The following is a 15,177-nucleotide window of genomic DNA, read 5'->3' as shown; positions in this document are numbered from 1 at the left end:
TCAGTATTCAGTATTGAGAATAGTTCAGTGCAGGTCTATCGGTGAAACGAGTCGCAAAACTATTATAGCAACGGGTTAAATGAAGGATAAGCTTCAGAACTGGTCGCAAACCAATCATTTCAATCATCCGAGTGCTGTTTTTCACTACAACAGACTTCGAAAGACTAAAAAGAGGCAGGGACGTTTGTGAGCTGCTGAAAAAGTTCTAAAAAAGTTGATATCTTACCGTACTTATCGGTAAGATATCAACTTTTTTGGTATAATAATAGAAACAATACCACGGGGAAATGGGCACGCTTAAAACGCATTGTGACTGCCCATACAAGCACGCCCAAACAACTGGGGTCGCACTAACACAGAAATTAACTGGGTTGACTGAGTGGATAGCTAAAGGATAAGACTTTCTGGTACAAACAGAGCGTGACTTAGATGTGACCCTCGATGAATACGAAGACATCCTCACACACATGGTCACTTGCCCAACATGTCACGGGTCGATCGATACGGCGGTCGTCAAGCACGTCGTCGCCAGTCACCGCGTGAACGACCGCAGTCAACTGCCTGTTGCTTAACAGGCGTATGGTCACATATGGATAAGGAGAGAAGACACATGTTTGAATTGGAAGGAAAATACAACAAAGCAAAAGTATTTGCAGATAAGCTCGAAGAGGGGGCGATCGAACAGATCATCACCTTCTGTAACCAACCACACAGCAAAGGGTCGCAGATTCGCATCATGCCTGTCGCGCACCAGGGAGCAGGCTCGACGATCGGCACAACGATGACTGTGATAGACACCGTCGTTCCGAACCTTGTTGGCGTAGATATTGGGTGTGGGTTAAGCGTCGCAATCGTTAAAATCAACCCTGCAGACCTTTCGTTTGATCGAGTGGATGACGTTATCCGCCGTTACATCCCAAGTGGCTTTTCCAGACAATCGCCGAACCGCTTCCACCGCTTCGGTAAATTAGTCAAGTACCGCGATATTAAAGCACCGATCAATTTGAAACGCGCCAAAGCCTCGATCGGGACATTGGATGGCGGGAATCACTTCATCGAGATCAACGCATATAACGAGGAGCACATTGCGGTCGTTGTGCACAGTGGGTCGCGGAACTTAGGGAAGCGGATTGCAGAATTCCACCAAGACCGTGCGTACGATGAGCTGATTGTTCAAAGAGACACACACGCTGCAATAGTGGCGCAAAGGAAGAAAGACGGGAATCAAAAAGACATTCAAAGCACCCTTCAAGCCATACCCAAACAAGCGATTCCTAAAGAACTGGCTTATTTGAAAGGGGAGTCTTTTGCAGATTACCTGAAAGACATGACGATCGCTCAGCACTATGCCGAACTGAACAGACAAGCCATGCTGGAAACGCTCCTCGCCCAGATGAACTGGACAGCCGTGGATGCCTTCTCAACGATTCACAACTACATTGATATGGATAATATGATCTTACGCAAAGGCGCCATCTCTGCTCAAAAAGACGAGCGGGTCATCATCCCACTGAACATGCGTGACGGCAGCATTATCGCCTACGGCAAGGGCAATGAAGACTGGAACTATTCCGCTCCTCTCGGGGCTGGGCGCTTGATGTCACGTACCAAAGCAAAAAACTGGTGGCACTGGCCTACTTCAAAGAGACCATGAAAGAGGTCTGGAGCAGTTCGGTAAAGCTGTCGACCCTGGATGAAAGCCCTATGGCTTATAAACCAATGGACGAGATTATCGAACAGGTCAAAGAGACCGTGACGATAGACCGCATCATCAAACCGCTCTATAATTTCAAAGCAAACTAAGTCGCCTAACGGGAGGCTGCTGAAAAACAAGAGAGATTTTAGCAGATCATATTGCTCACAATGAGATACAGGATAAAAAAATAGGAATACTGACCATTCACGTTGTGAATGAGGCAGTAATTCCTATTTTTTTCATTAATTAATGTCACTATCCTCATTATATTTACCACAAATATTGTTGTGGCAGCTTGAATGTCCCTGCCTCTTTTTAGTCTGTCTTTCATCACTATATATGTCTTGTTTTTCCAACCACCTGAAGGCACGTTTGAGTTCCGCTGTCCCGTTTTTATCATACCAGCGCCCATGTGCGAGGATGATTTTTTCGGGCTGCCAGTTGAGCATATGAGTATAGCACTGCCGATCTTTTTCCTTTTGTCCAATAAAGGTCAGGCGCAAATCGATCGGAGCCTTACCGTTTGGATCTGCGATACCGGCTAGTTTATAGACTGTTTTCCAGAAATAATTCGACGTGCGTGCTGTTTCAAAATTTTCGATCAGGTCAGTTAGAATCAACGTTTTGCTGCGCTTATGGAAAAACACCACTTCCTCCAGTGCGCTACTGCCTTTAAAAATCAGCTGGTTTATGTCATCTGACCAGTCTGCAGGCGCCTCGTTTTCCAAGGGACGATCGAAATCGACCTTTATGTTTTGCGACTGTGCGCGTCCTTCAACGCCAGGGCTCGACTAGGCAGTCGCCTTTGGGTAATGGGTCTTCCATGCTGTTATATAGGCATAATGAATTCTGTTCGGAGAAATTAAGTGCGTCACTTCACCAAGTTTATCGATTTCTTTCAATAGTTTTTCGTCTGGTTTGATCGGTGAATGGACCCATAATGACTGATCTTTTAATTTAACGATCGTCATTCGTGTTGAAAAGGGAACACCAAAGGCCAGAACGTTCATCTTGATTATCCTGCCATCTACGATCCAGATATCTGTATCGATTTTTTTCAAGGTATTGAGAGGTTCATAAAGTGGAATCGTCATAAAATCATCTCCTTTGCGGATAGAAAATCGGATATCACATTTTCACACAAGAGAAAATGCACCTCTTGATTTGACGTGACCCTATTAAGCGGTCGTCACTACTGGTCCGTCACTTGTGATTATGATGGTATGTTCATATTGCGCCACATAACTTTCATCAGTCAGGAAGGTCCAGCCATCATCAGACTGGAAGACTTCTTCCTCAAGTGTGGAGATAAACGGTTCAAAAGCGATGACTAGGCCTTCTTCCAAGATGACATCATCCCATTTTGAGAAGAAGTTGAAAATGTGATCGGGTTTCTCATGGATCGAGCGTCCGATACCGTGTCCAGTAAGGTTTTTGATAACGGATAAACCATTCTTCTTCGCTACGTCGTGAACCGCTTTTCCGAGTGTACTTGTTTTTGCGTCAGGCATTGCTTTCTCAAGTCCAGCTTCGAAGGCTTCTTTAGCCACGTCACAGATCATTTTCAAAGCGGCATTGCCAAGTCCAACAACGAAGGAGAGACCGGTGTCTGCAAAATACCCGTTCTTGGATCCTGAGACATCGATATTGACAAGATCGCCTTCTGCTATGACCCGGTCACTCGGTATGCCGTGTGCGACTTCTTCATTCACACTGATACAGGTAAAACCTGGGAAATCATAGATTTGTTTAGGCGCTGACTGAGCACCCGCTTGTTCAAATAGTTTCCCCGCCAGGTCGTCGAGTTCTTTTGTGGTTATTCCCGGTTGAGTCTTTTGAACCAACTCATCTCGAATGGCGCCACAGATTTTACCGATTTCTTTCAATCCATTAAAATCTTCTTCAGTTTTTGCAATCATTTAATATCCTCACTTTTCAATGCATAGTCTAGTATCCTTACCTCTAAATTCTAGCACAATTTGTATGCTTATCGGGTTTAATTTCAAAAAATGTACAAAGAGTCTGGACGACGAATGATACAAGTTGGAATAAGATTGTTAAGCGTTTGAGATCGGAAATGTTACAATATTAATGAGATCATTAACTTAATGAATGGAGTGATTCTATGAGTAAATATGAGACGCCCGATTATGATGTAGTGCTGAAAGAAGAGGACTTTGAAATAAGAAAATATGTCGATTTTTATATTGTCGAGTACGAAAATTTAAATAATGAAGATAGTAACAGTTCATTTGGTACTTTGTTCAAGTATATATCCAGCGACAATAAAGCGAATGAAAAAATCTCAATGACAGTACCTGTTATTCAAGAAGAAACTGAAGAAAAAAAGAAAATGGCATTTGTTGTTCCAGAAAAGTATAGGGAATAAATACCAGAACCAAATAATCCGAATCTAAAGGTGAAAAAATTCGACGAAGGCTTGTTCGGTGCAATACATTATTCAGGTTTTTCTAACAAGTCAAAAGAATCAAAAATGAAGAAAAAACTGGAAGAGTGGATACAGGAGAAGGGCTATCAAAAGCAATCAAACTATATGTTGCCTTCTTACAACGGACCGTTTACCCCACCTATGTTCAGAAAAAATGAAATTTGGGTTAGAATCATTAAAGCGTAAGCAAAAGAACAATTTTCAATAATCGATCGAGTAAAAGGCTATGACTGCTCGATTTGTTAAGGGATTAGGATTCTAATAGGGAAGTCCATGGCATGAAATGTTGCTGAGATAAAAATTCTTTCAAAAACCACACGCCCCTTAACGATTAAGTTCGTTAAGGGGCGTATATTTTTTTGAAGTTGAATTATCATTATTGAATGCGGGACTGTCCTAACAAATTGGTGTCCCAACTTCGACGGTCCAGGTTATTACTGACTTGCGAGGCTATACTTTTTTAATCACTCGTCAGCAGTTATCGTCGAAGCAAAAACGCAACAAAAGAATCACAAGATACAGGTAGTCAAAACGAAAAAAGTCTGTTATAATCGTAATTGTGTAACCGCTTTATTTGTTGCTATAGCAAGTTCTGGCCTAGTTTTATCAGGGGTGAAAGCCATGATATAACTAGGCATAAAATCGAGTCGATAAATAGAGCTGTTAAAAAAATTATCTAAAAGGGGAATGCAAACATGAGCGACTATAATGTAGTATCAGCAAGAAATACGGAAAATGCGCCAAAAAATATCGGTCCTTATTCACAGACAGTAGCTTACTCTCATTACAATAATCTTTCAGCTCAATTACCTATCGATCCAAAATCTGGCGAATTGGTAGCGGGCGGGGTTAAAGAGCAGGCTGAACAGTGCTTTAGAAACATCAAGGCGATCGTAGACAGCATCGACCATGTCATGAGCGACGTTGTTAAGATCACTGTATTCGTTAAGAATATCAAAGATGTTGACGCTATTGACGAAGTTTATAAAACATTCTTTTCAACCTATGTTCCTACACGGACGGTAGTCGCAGTTTCAGCTTTGCCTATGGATGCTTTGGTGCAGATCGATGCACTGGTTTCACACGGTGAAGGGACGATTCCAAATGCACCACAATCAGGCGACCTCATAAAACTTACAAATAATACGACTAACGCACCCATGAGTGCTCTATCTACGCAAGCTGTCGCTTTTTCTCATTACAACAATCTTTCAGCTCAATTACCTATCGATCCAAAATCGGGCAGACTGGTAGTCGGTGGTGTAAAAGAGCAGACGGGACAATGCTTGAAGAACATCAAGGCGATTTTAGAAAGCGTCGACGTTCCTTTTGACGATATTGTTAAAATCAATGTCTACCTTAAAAACTTCTCGGATGTTGAAGCCGTAAATGAAGTGTACACGACCTTCTTCCCAGACTCAGCTATCGCCAGAGCCGTAGCCTATTTCCCAGCACGGACAACAGTTGCAGTTTCGGCTTTACCGATGGATGCTTTGGTACAAGTTGAAGCAGTGGTGTCACACGGAGACGGTACACCGCCACAAGCTGTTGAAGACAGGCACGGACTTATCCTGGAAGCAAACAATACGGAAAATGCACCGAAAAATGCTCTAGCTACACAAACTGTCGCTTTTTCTCATTACAATCATCTTTCTGCTCAATTACCTCTAGATCCAAAAACGGGTGAAATGGTAGCGGGTGGTGTAAAAGAACAGGCTGGACAGTGCTTGGAAAACATCAAGGCAATTATAGAAAGTGTCGACCACGTTATGGAGGATGTGGTTAAAGTGAATATATTCCTTAAAAACATTGCGGATATCGATGCTGTCGACGAAGTTTATAAAACCTTCTTCCCAGACGGTGTTCCTGCTCGAAGCATAGTTGGCGTATCAGCTTTACCTGAAGGTGCTATGATCCAAATCGATGCCGTTGTATCAAACGCCGAGGGAACACCTCCAATAGCTTAGTAATAAGTATTTTTTTTTGAAGGCAGGAACGGTCAACGTTACTTTTTAATGCCGATTCTTAAAAGCACAGCTGAAAAAGCATCAAGATTTCTGCCGATTATGGCCGAAATCTTGATGCTTTTTTTAGTTTACTATTATCGTTTTACTGAAAGGTACTGTTTTACTTGTTCTTTCGCAGCTTCCACTGACGATTCTTCGATCGATGTGACCAAGTTTTCCGCACAAGCGGTCGAATGATTGTACCTCGGGTCATAATAATGCGTCAAAAGGTTCTCTACTACGACTGGATAATCTTTTTCTGCAAGTGCCTGTGCTATCGCATTCGCCACAGGTGTGTGAATGCGATTTTTGATCACTTGAAAGGCTTCGATAAATTGATCGTGATAGTCATCAGGTGAATAGTCTGCTAAAATATTTTTTACGCGCTCGTTTAAGGGAAGCTCGATAAACAATTGAGGACTCGTTTCTTTATGTTGGTAGAAGCGCTCAGGTATCGTTATCTTGCCGACCCGTGAGCTTTCCCCCTCAATGAGTATGAAGGCTTCGTCTTGATAGCGTAATAAAGCTTCACCTAACAACAGATTGAACGTTCTTTGATTACTCGGTTCCAGTCCGATATGACCGAAGATCGAACCGCGATGACTGGCCATACCTTCCAAATCAATAACGGGATAACCCTCTTTCTTCAGTTGAAGAAGAATGTGCGTTTTTCCGTTTCCGGTATGCCCGTTCAAGACATATAGTGGTGGGATGCGTACTGTGCCGAGCTGTTCTTTATTCCAGCTGTGATAAGCTCTGATCCCTCCAGTTAACCGATTTATTGGGATATTCATTAAACCCACGACCGTCGCGGCAGTTTCACTGCGCATGCCCCCGCGCCAGCAGAATACGGTTACTGGTGTCTTCAGTTCCTTGAATTGCTGGATAAAGACAGGTAATTTCTTTGAGAAAATTTCCAAACCGAGGTCTTTTGCAGCGTCCTGTCCTTTTTGTTTATAGGTTGTTCCGACCTCTGCCCTCTCGTCGTTCGAAAAAAGTGGTATGTTGATCGCGCCTGGAATCGTTGCTTCCGCATATTCTTTTGGTGAACGCACATCGACAATGGTACTTCGCTGTTCTTTTAATCGATAGAGCTCAAGTGGTGTGACATCTTTAAACATAATCGTATCCTTTCTTATTTGACGTAGATATGACCGGCATCGCCGTCTGTTACTTCCCCAATCAGTTTTGCATCGATGCCTTTAAGTTTAAGAGATTCAAGCAATGCTGAAACGTCTTCTTCGCTTACGGCCATCAGTAAGCCGCCGGAGGTGACTGCATCTGCTAAAATCAGCTGATCGATCTCATCGTGATGGTCTTCGAAATGGACAACAGCTTTTACATGTTTCAAATTATTTCGTGATCCACCAGGAATGGCACCTTGTTCTGCAAGGTGACGCACGCGAGGGAGAACAGGGACGTCATCTTTTCGGATGGTCAACGCTTGATGACTTTCTGTGGCCATTTCAGTGAGGTGGCCTAACAGTCCAAAACCAGTGACGTCGGTACAGGCATGGACGTCGTGCTGATTCATGACTGCTGCCGCCGATTTATTTAGTGTTGCCATCACGCGCGTAACGTTTCTAGTTTCTTCTTCTGTCAATAAGTTGTTTTTAATGGCTGTGGTCGAGATCCCCACGCCGATCGGTTTTGTGAGAATAAGTTTGTCGCCTATTTTCGCTCCGGCATTTGTATGAATGTGATCCGGATGAATCGTACCGGTGACTGAAAGGCCAAACTTGGGTTCCTGATCATCGATTGAGTGTCCCCCGACAAGGTTACAGTCTGCTTCTTTTAATTTATCACTTGCCCCGCGTAAGATGTCAGTGAGGATCGCTTTATCTAGGTCGAATATGGGAAAAGCCACGATGTTCAGTGCAGTGATCGGCGTTCCGCCCATCGCATACACATCACTCAGGGCATTAGCCGCTGCAATCTGACCGAAATCATACGGATCATCAACGATGGGAGTGAAGAAATCAAGTGTCTGGACGATGGCCAGGTCATCCGTTAATTTATAGACACCCGCGTCGTCTCCGGTATCTAAGCCGACAAGCAGATTTGGGTCGTTCTTTTGTGCTGGAAGATTAAGAAGTACTTCGCGTAATTCGGTAGGACCGATCTTACAGCCGCAGCCGCCTTTTTTTGTAAGTGTGGTTAATTTAACTTGAGTCATTCTTTCTGCCTTCTTTCATTTGGTGGATATCGATACTTACAGTTTAACATTCATTTCACCGTTCTGTTATAAATGAATGGTTTTTTTTTAAGATTATCAAGAATTATATGATATCTTATATTGATAAACTTCGCAGTATGTTAATATAATACTAAAGAGGCAATTTATTGAAGTTCAATCAAAATACGGTAACTTTCGTTAATCCACTCAAACAGTAGCGGAACGAATTATGCGAACAACTATATGCTGTTTTTGATGTTCGTGTAATATGATGTGATTTAGTATGAAACAGGCTGAAATTAAACGTTTTTATCATTATAAAGGGGTGACTACCAAATGGGCTTTTTTAATAAAATGACAGAACCGATCTTTCTTAAAGAGAATGGGAATGCTGAAGAACAGTTGGAAATGCTGAAAGACTTGGAACCGACCCTGAATGCGGAAGGGTTAAATATCTTGAAGCGAGATATAAAATTCCTGGAGTATGGCATAGCTGGTGAGAAGAATATAAAATTCGAACTAAAAAACAGTCATATACCTATGTATGTCCTGCATGATATTTATCTGGAAGATGGGGACTTAAGTGCACAAATAGACTACTTGGTTTTTACAAAGAAATTATGTTTTATTATTGAATGCAAAAATCTTTATGGAAATATCGACATCAATAATGCGGGCGATTTTATACGCACGACAGAATTTAAAGGGCGTAAGAAGAAGGAAGGAATCTATTCTCCGATCACTCAGAATCAACGTCATATGGACTTAATGAAAAAGATAAGGGTTGAGAGTAGAAGTAATATTTTGACTAAGTCTATTTCTAAAAGATATTTTGATGAGTTAAACAAGCCGGTCGTTGTGCTGGCTAATCCAAAGACGGTACTTAATGCAAGGTATGCAAAAAAAGAAGTGAAAGAAAAAGTAATAAGGGCAGATCAATTGGTGAAATACATAAAAGTAGCATATCAACAGTCAAATAGAGAAGCTCTTTCTGACAAAGATATGTTGGCTTGGGCAAAATCTTATTTGGATGTACACATAGATAGTTTGAAAGATTATACCCAAAAGTATGAACCTTATAAATTGAAAACTGATAAACAGGGTATGGATGAACTGGTCAGTCTGACTTCAGAAGAAAAACCAGCAGTACATAAAGCATTACCAGAAAAGATATCAGACATATTTAAAGAATTGAAGGATTTCCGATTAACTAAGAGTCGGGAAGAAGAAATCAGAGCTTATTACATCTTCAGCGACAAGCAGTTAACAGCCTTGATTGAAGAGATGCCTAAGAGTAAAGAAGACCTTCAGTTAGTCGATGGATTTGGTAAGGCCAAGGTAGAAAAATACGGCGATGACATTTTGAGTATCATACAGAAATACTAGTTTGGTCATAGCCGTGATAGCTAAATGGATTACCCTTTTTGTTTTGCTGTAAAAAATTTCAGCTGGATTAAATTAAGTAGCGTTACAGACTAAAAATAACACTTGATCAGTTTCTCAAGCGAAGTAACTGATTAAGTGTAGATATACCAATATTTCATTATATAATCATAATTATATTATACAGTACAAATAGAAATGAATTTTTGAGCTTAACTTACTTTATAAAAGAGGTGTTATATGAGATGAAAAAACTGGTTGAACGACTCAACGCTGCTTTTAATTTAACGGAAGACCTTGTCAATGGCTTAAGTGTTCAAGAATTAGAATTAACGCTAGGTGACTTGCCGTCGAATACGATAGGCGAACAAATCTGGTGCATCGTCGGTGCAAGAGAAAGCTACCTTCAAGCTGTTATTCATAATGAATGGATCGGTTTTTCATGTTCACTTAAGGATTTAACTTCACATTCGAGTGTAATGGACAGTCTCAAAAGTAGTTCCAAAGCCTGCATAGATCAAATTGATTCTACAGATTTGAATGACACACAGATCGACTATCTTTTTACACTTCTGGAGCATGAAATCCAGCATCACGGACAGCTGATTCGATATATTTACGGAAACAAACTTCACTTTCCCAAGAGCTGGAATGAGCGATATACCGTTTAACTATACCGATACAAGTACCCCATGATTTCATAGTCGATGTCATGGGGCATTTGTATGTTTGAAGTGCTTTTTGACATGGAATGGTATACCGAAAACTTTTCTCGGAAGGGGTTATTTCATAATTTCTCAGTGCTGCTGATTTAGTGTCTTTGCAAAACTGTGGATCACATCTTCTCGAATAGCCGATACATCCTTGTCGATTTTCGCCACCTTTTTTGTGATCATTTTTTCCACAAAATTCATGTCACTGAAGTCAAAGGCTCCTCCAAAACACTCTCTTATTACCGCTTTGTCCTGTAATTCGGTTGTGTAATTGACTTCCAGTTCGTTTCTCAGTGTATGTTCTTCCTGCATGCCACAAATAAACAGACCGATTGTTTTTTGTTCCAGTTCATTTAAATTTGTTTTTGCGAATGTATCCACTTCTTTTAATATCTTCCCGACGTATACTGGACTGCCAAGGACAACCGTATCGTATTTTGAAAAATCAACTTCAGTCTGGTCTCTCAAGTTGACTCTCTCTGTTTCTCCGTCCAGGTGTTCTTCCAGCAATTTCGCACATTTTTCAGTACAGCCATGTTTGCTCGCATAGGCTATCAAGGTCTTCATCTCGTTTCCTCCTTTTAGGGATCCAAAGCATTTTCAATAGCTTTTAAATAGGCGCGGGAGGTGACCGTCGAACCGGTGACCACATCCGTATCAGTCTGTTGATTTTCCAGAACATTTTCAATGATTTCCTGACTGAATGCAGCCGTTCTAAATAGCATATCCTCGATTATAATGATATCGGTAATTTCTCCATTTTCAACAACCACTTCCACTTTGTTGGACCATCTACCTCCTTCATACTCACCTTGGTAACGACCGTCTTCCAGCTCAGCAGCACTTCCACCTTCCAGTGGGATATCTCTATCAAGACCACGTGCCGCATAGATAAAAAACCCAGCAGCAACGATCGGCAGTATGCCAATCAGCACCGCAAAACCTTTCAAAAACTTTTTCATGCCAGCCAACTCCTTTTAACGGTACGACGAAAATCGGAGACGATCACAACAGATAATGGGAATAATGGGAAGATTAACAGTAGAGGATTTACAGGAGTTAATTCAGTCTAATTATAACTCTTTGAGAGTTGATCAGGCAAATAAAAGCCTGTCAATTCAACATATTCTATTCCACTTTAGTTGATTCATAAAGAGGTGTTACGTACTGAAAATGACACTTGATCAGTTTTTCAAAGCTAGCTAACTGTTATCTGCTTTGTGAATCCTTTGCGATTTAGAAAAAGAGGAAGAACGATAAGAGCTAAGGGAACACGATTTATGTGTATAGTCATATTTGGACTTAGGAGCATGCTTAAATACACCTTTCAAGAACAAAGTGACATACGTATGACGCATAAGTAAACGTAGAGAACGATATTCAAATCAGCTGTTTGATGGGGTGGCTGGTCATGTTATAATAAGGAGCTTAGGATATCTACGCTTTAACTTTGAACGGATGCTAAAAAAGCCTCCGCCTATCGAAAAAATATGGAGGTGTAAGAAAATGAATAAACGATGGACCATTGGTAAGATAAAAGAATATGTTGAGAACAATTCGGAAAGCAAGTTGCTGTCGACTGAATACCTCGGTTTTTCTCAGAAGCTACAATTTGAATGTGCGTGTGGAAATACTTTTGAAAAAACATTTACGAAATTTAAAGATAAGAAACAACGCAAGTGTGACGTTTGTCAGCCGCCGAAAGAGGCACGCTGAAGAAATAGCTTATAAATAATGTGCCGATTTCTCTTTAAGAGAAATCGGCATTTTTTTATTCACTATGAATCACTCGCCGAACAAGGTGTCGCGTTGTTCCATCTAATGATTACTAGTTGGAAAATATCAATATCGATAGTCTTTCTTTAAGTAAAAAATCATAAAGTGATATAATTAAAGACTACATACGAAGAAGAACATCAAGCGATGTGAGCATCAACTGATATATTAAAGAGGAGGGATTTTCATGCAGAATAAAGAGCTTTTAAAAGAACTGGACGAGATCTTAAATTATATCAGTGTGGAGATCGGCGAACGGTTAACGGGATCAGAAAACAATAAAAAAGTCGAAGCGTATGCAGAGAATTACTTCAAGGATCAAGGTTTCGAAGTAGAATTACAGCGATTCTCCTGCCTGGATTTCAAAACGGCGGATGCCGAGTTGACTTTTAAAGGTGAAACCATTCCAGTGAAGCCTTCCTATTACACGACCGGGTGCAGCGTCACCGGCGAATATGTAAAAATCGAAACAGTGGCTGAACTGAAAGGAAGCAGTTTGACGGACAAAATCGCGGTCTTACACAGTGAGTTGACAGAAGAACAGATCATGCCAAAGAGTTTTCCTTTTTACAATCCAAAAGGACATCAGGAAATCGTTCGATTACTGGAAGAAAAAAATCCGGTAGCCATCGTTACTGTCGTTGAGAAGGATGAATCCATTTTCGAGGACGGCGACTTCACCATCCCCAGTGTGTATGTGACTAAGAATGAAGGTGAGAAATTACTTGAAAATAACGGAGAAATAAAACTGGTGGTCAACGCAGCGAGAGAAGACTCTCATGGAGCTAACGTTATCGCTAGACTCAATCCTGAAAAGAGACATAAAGTGGTCTTAACGGCTCATATGGATACGAAATCAGGGACTCCGGGAGCTTTGGATAACGCCACCGGCATCGCCATCCTATTGCTGCTGAGTCAGTTGATCAAATCAGAGGACATCGATTTCTGTCTGGAACTGTTATTACTGAACGGGGAAGACTATTATTCTATCCCTGGACAACGAAAGTATATGGACACCTACCTTAAAGCACCCCGAGACATTTTATTAGCCATCAACTGCGATGGTGTCGGCCTTAAAAACAGTCCGACGACAGTCACGTTTATCGAGGGTGAAAGGGAACTGAAAAATCAGCTGAAAGACAGATTACTTGATAATCGCGATCTAGAGTTCATAGATCCCTGGGTTCAAGGCGATCACATGATATTCGCCATGGAAAACATCCCTGTCATTGCCTTTACCTCGAAAGGTATCTTTCAGCTGCTGGAGACAGTTATTCACACCGAAAAAGATACGATAGAACTGATCGATCATGAAAAAATAATAAAAGTTGTTCGAATACTCGAAGAAACTGTAAAAAAATTAACTTAGGGGAGCTTGTCTAGTTTAAATTAATTGATAAAAAAGGAAAAAATTAGGAATGAAGTGAAAGAAAAGCTTGCATCATTATCAGTTAACGTGTAAACTGATAATGCAGAGAGGAATGATACCGGTGAAAAAGAATACATTAGCGTCACTGATCTGGGTCCGTATCACACGGTTCACTCACCAGAGTGCGTTACTGTCTAATGATTTTTTAAAGCAGTACGATATAACTGTTGCCCAATTTGATGTACTTAATCAGATCGGCACGTACCAGCCCCTTTCGCAAAGTGAATTAGCTGATAAAATCACTGTTTCGGCCGGTGGCATTTCTCGGATGTTGAGCAGGCTTGAACGCGAAGGCCATATCAAACGTACTATCGAATGGAAAACAAAATGGATCAGCCTGACTGAAAAAGGCGAAGCGAAATTGGATGAAGTGTTTGAGCATCAGTTAGCGTTTCAAACATCTCTCATAGAAGACTGTTTGACCATATCTGAACAAAAAACGCTGTACACCTTGATGACTAAAGTTCAAAGACACACGGAAAAAGAATTAAATAAATAAAAAAGTACATTCAATTTTTTTTATATCATCACTTGACTAATCAATCAATAAACAAGGAGGAATCTCAATGTCGACTATTTTAGGTCACCATCACATATCGATGTTGGTGAAGAATGCCAAAGGAACGAATCGGTTTTACAAAGATGTTTTGGGATTACGTCGTGTGAAAGTAACCGTCAACCAAGATGACCCGTCGATGTACCATTTGTTTTATGGAGACAAGACGGGCAGCCCCGGAACGGGTTTGACCTTCTTCGAGATGCCCAGTATCGGCAGGACCCATCGTGGGACCAATGCCATCACCCGGATCGGTCTGATGGTCCCGTCTGACGAGAGTCTCAACTACTGGAAAGTACGGTTCGAACAGCTGGACGTATACCACGGCAGTATAACGACGTATGCCAAACGAAAAGCATTGAATTTTGAAGATCCGGATGGACTCCAGTTGGTTTTGCTGGTGGCTGACGGAGAAGAGATGGATACTTGGGAAAGTTACGAGCAATCGGAAGTGCCTGTGGAGCATCAGATACGCGGGATGGGCACAATCGAGATTTCGGTGCGGGACAGTGACCGCTTCACCAAGACATTGACTGACGTCTTGAAGTACAAAGAGGTTTACCGAGACACGACTGAAGTGCTTTTTCAAACGGCGAAGGAAGACAGTTACGGAGAAATCCTGGTGAAACACTTGGATGGACCAGATGAAAAACCCGGACGAGGCAGTATCCATCACTTAGCCATCCGAGTAAGTGAGGAGTCAGAACTGGCACACTGGGACGAAACGGCTCGTCAGAACAGGTTCAGTTCTTCCGTTTTGGTTGACCGCTATTACTTCAAGAGTTTATACTTCCGCGAACCCAGTGGTATCCTGTTCGAAGTTGCGACAGACGGACCCGGATTCACCGTCGATCAAACGAGTGATCATCTAGGTGAAAAGCTCGTCTTGCCGACTTTTTTGGAAGATAGACGAGAAGAAATCGAAAGCAGATTGGAACCTATCGATTAAGTTTGATAGATAAAAAAATGAACAACATACTAAATAACAGAAGA

Annotated in this window: 13 protein-coding genes and 2 pseudogenes; 9 read left to right on the top strand and 6 right to left on the bottom strand. The window is 41.5% G+C overall.

Annotation, left to right across the window (positions count from 1 at the left end; translation table 11 throughout):
* Positions 1-736 precede the first annotated feature (736 nt).
* Positions 737-1,654, top strand: a complete 918-nt coding sequence (locus AX762_RS04445) for an RtcB family protein (RefSeq protein WP_256244397.1) — start codon at positions 737-739, stop codon at positions 1,652-1,654.
* Between the two features lie 395 nt (positions 1,655-2,049).
* Here AX762_RS04445 and AX762_RS12365 read toward each other — a convergent pair.
* Positions 2,050-2,790, bottom strand: a pseudogene (locus tag AX762_RS12365) (DUF4336 domain-containing protein); the annotation flags it as partial.
* Positions 2,791-2,874: 84 nt separating this feature from the next.
* Positions 2,875-3,615, bottom strand: a complete 741-nt coding sequence (gene map, locus AX762_RS04430) for a type I methionyl aminopeptidase (RefSeq protein WP_071847947.1) — start codon at positions 3,613-3,615, stop codon at positions 2,875-2,877.
* A gap of 206 nt (positions 3,616-3,821) precedes the next feature.
* Here map and AX762_RS13105 point away from each other — a divergent pair.
* Together AX762_RS13105 and AX762_RS04415 are read left to right on the top strand one after the other, a co-directional pair.
* Positions 3,822-4,331 (top strand): annotated as a pseudogene (locus AX762_RS13105) (heme-binding protein).
* Positions 4,332-4,840: 509 nt separating this feature from the next.
* Positions 4,841-6,112: a RidA family protein gene (locus AX762_RS04415; RefSeq protein ID WP_071847944.1), complete on the top strand. Its 1,272-nt coding sequence runs from the start codon at positions 4,841-4,843 to the stop codon at positions 6,110-6,112.
* Positions 6,113-6,246: 134 nt separating this feature from the next.
* On the opposite strand, the gene mnmH is transcribed toward AX762_RS04415, so the two are convergent.
* Positions 6,247-7,272: a tRNA 2-selenouridine(34) synthase MnmH gene (gene mnmH, locus AX762_RS04410; protein WP_071847943.1), complete on the bottom strand. Its 1,026-nt coding sequence runs from the start codon at positions 7,270-7,272 to the stop codon at positions 6,247-6,249.
* A gap of 14 nt (positions 7,273-7,286) precedes the next feature.
* The gene (selD, locus tag AX762_RS04405) at positions 7,287-8,327 is read right to left on the bottom strand and encodes a selenide, water dikinase SelD (RefSeq protein ID WP_071847942.1); all 1,041 of its coding nucleotides are present in this window, start codon (positions 8,325-8,327) and stop codon (positions 7,287-7,289) included.
* A gap of 336 nt (positions 8,328-8,663) precedes the next feature.
* Between selD and AX762_RS04400 the strand changes: the two genes are divergently transcribed.
* A complete protein-coding gene (locus tag AX762_RS04400; RefSeq protein WP_071847941.1) occupies positions 8,664-9,713 on the top strand; it encodes an HRDC domain-containing protein in 1,050 nt (349 codons plus the stop codon).
* 242 nt (positions 9,714-9,955) lie between these two features.
* Positions 9,956-10,381: a hypothetical protein gene (locus tag AX762_RS04395; RefSeq protein WP_071847940.1), complete on the top strand. Its 426-nt coding sequence runs from the start codon at positions 9,956-9,958 to the stop codon at positions 10,379-10,381.
* Between the two features lie 126 nt (positions 10,382-10,507).
* Here AX762_RS04395 and AX762_RS04390 read toward each other — a convergent pair whose 3' ends face one another.
* Both AX762_RS04390 and AX762_RS04385 read right to left on the bottom strand, forming a co-directional pair.
* Positions 10,508-10,990 carry a flavodoxin domain-containing protein gene (locus AX762_RS04390; protein WP_071847939.1) on the bottom strand — a complete coding sequence of 161 codons (483 nt, stop codon included), beginning with the start codon at positions 10,988-10,990 and terminating at the stop codon, positions 10,508-10,510.
* A gap of 14 nt (positions 10,991-11,004) precedes the next feature.
* Positions 11,005-11,385 (bottom strand): FMN-binding protein, encoded by a 381-nt coding sequence (locus AX762_RS04385; protein WP_071847938.1) that lies wholly within the window; start codon positions 11,383-11,385, stop codon positions 11,005-11,007.
* A 544-nt stretch (positions 11,386-11,929) separates the two neighbouring features.
* Between AX762_RS04385 and AX762_RS04380 the strand changes: the two genes are divergently transcribed.
* From AX762_RS04380 to AX762_RS04365, 4 genes are all read left to right on the top strand, one after another.
* The gene (locus tag AX762_RS04380; protein ID WP_071847937.1) at positions 11,930-12,139 is read left to right on the top strand and encodes a hypothetical protein; all 210 of its coding nucleotides are present in this window, start codon (positions 11,930-11,932) and stop codon (positions 12,137-12,139) included.
* Between the two features lie 247 nt (positions 12,140-12,386).
* Positions 12,387-13,568, top strand: coding sequence for a M28 family metallopeptidase (locus tag AX762_RS04375; protein ID WP_071847936.1), 1,182 nt, complete (start codon positions 12,387-12,389; stop codon positions 13,566-13,568).
* A 121-nt stretch (positions 13,569-13,689) separates the two neighbouring features.
* Complete coding sequence (locus AX762_RS04370; protein WP_071847935.1) at positions 13,690-14,127, top strand: MarR family winged helix-turn-helix transcriptional regulator; 438 nt, start codon at positions 13,690-13,692, stop codon at positions 14,125-14,127.
* A gap of 67 nt (positions 14,128-14,194) precedes the next feature.
* The gene (locus tag AX762_RS04365; protein ID WP_071847934.1) at positions 14,195-15,133 is read left to right on the top strand and encodes a ring-cleaving dioxygenase; all 939 of its coding nucleotides are present in this window, start codon (positions 14,195-14,197) and stop codon (positions 15,131-15,133) included.
* Positions 15,134-15,177 lie beyond the last annotated feature (44 nt).

It is taken from the genome of Alkalibacterium sp. 20, from assembly GCF_001885615.1.
GTDB lineage: Bacteria > Bacillota > Bacilli > Lactobacillales > Carnobacteriaceae_A > Alkalibacterium.
This window is presented reverse-complemented; position numbering and strand designations above follow the sequence as displayed.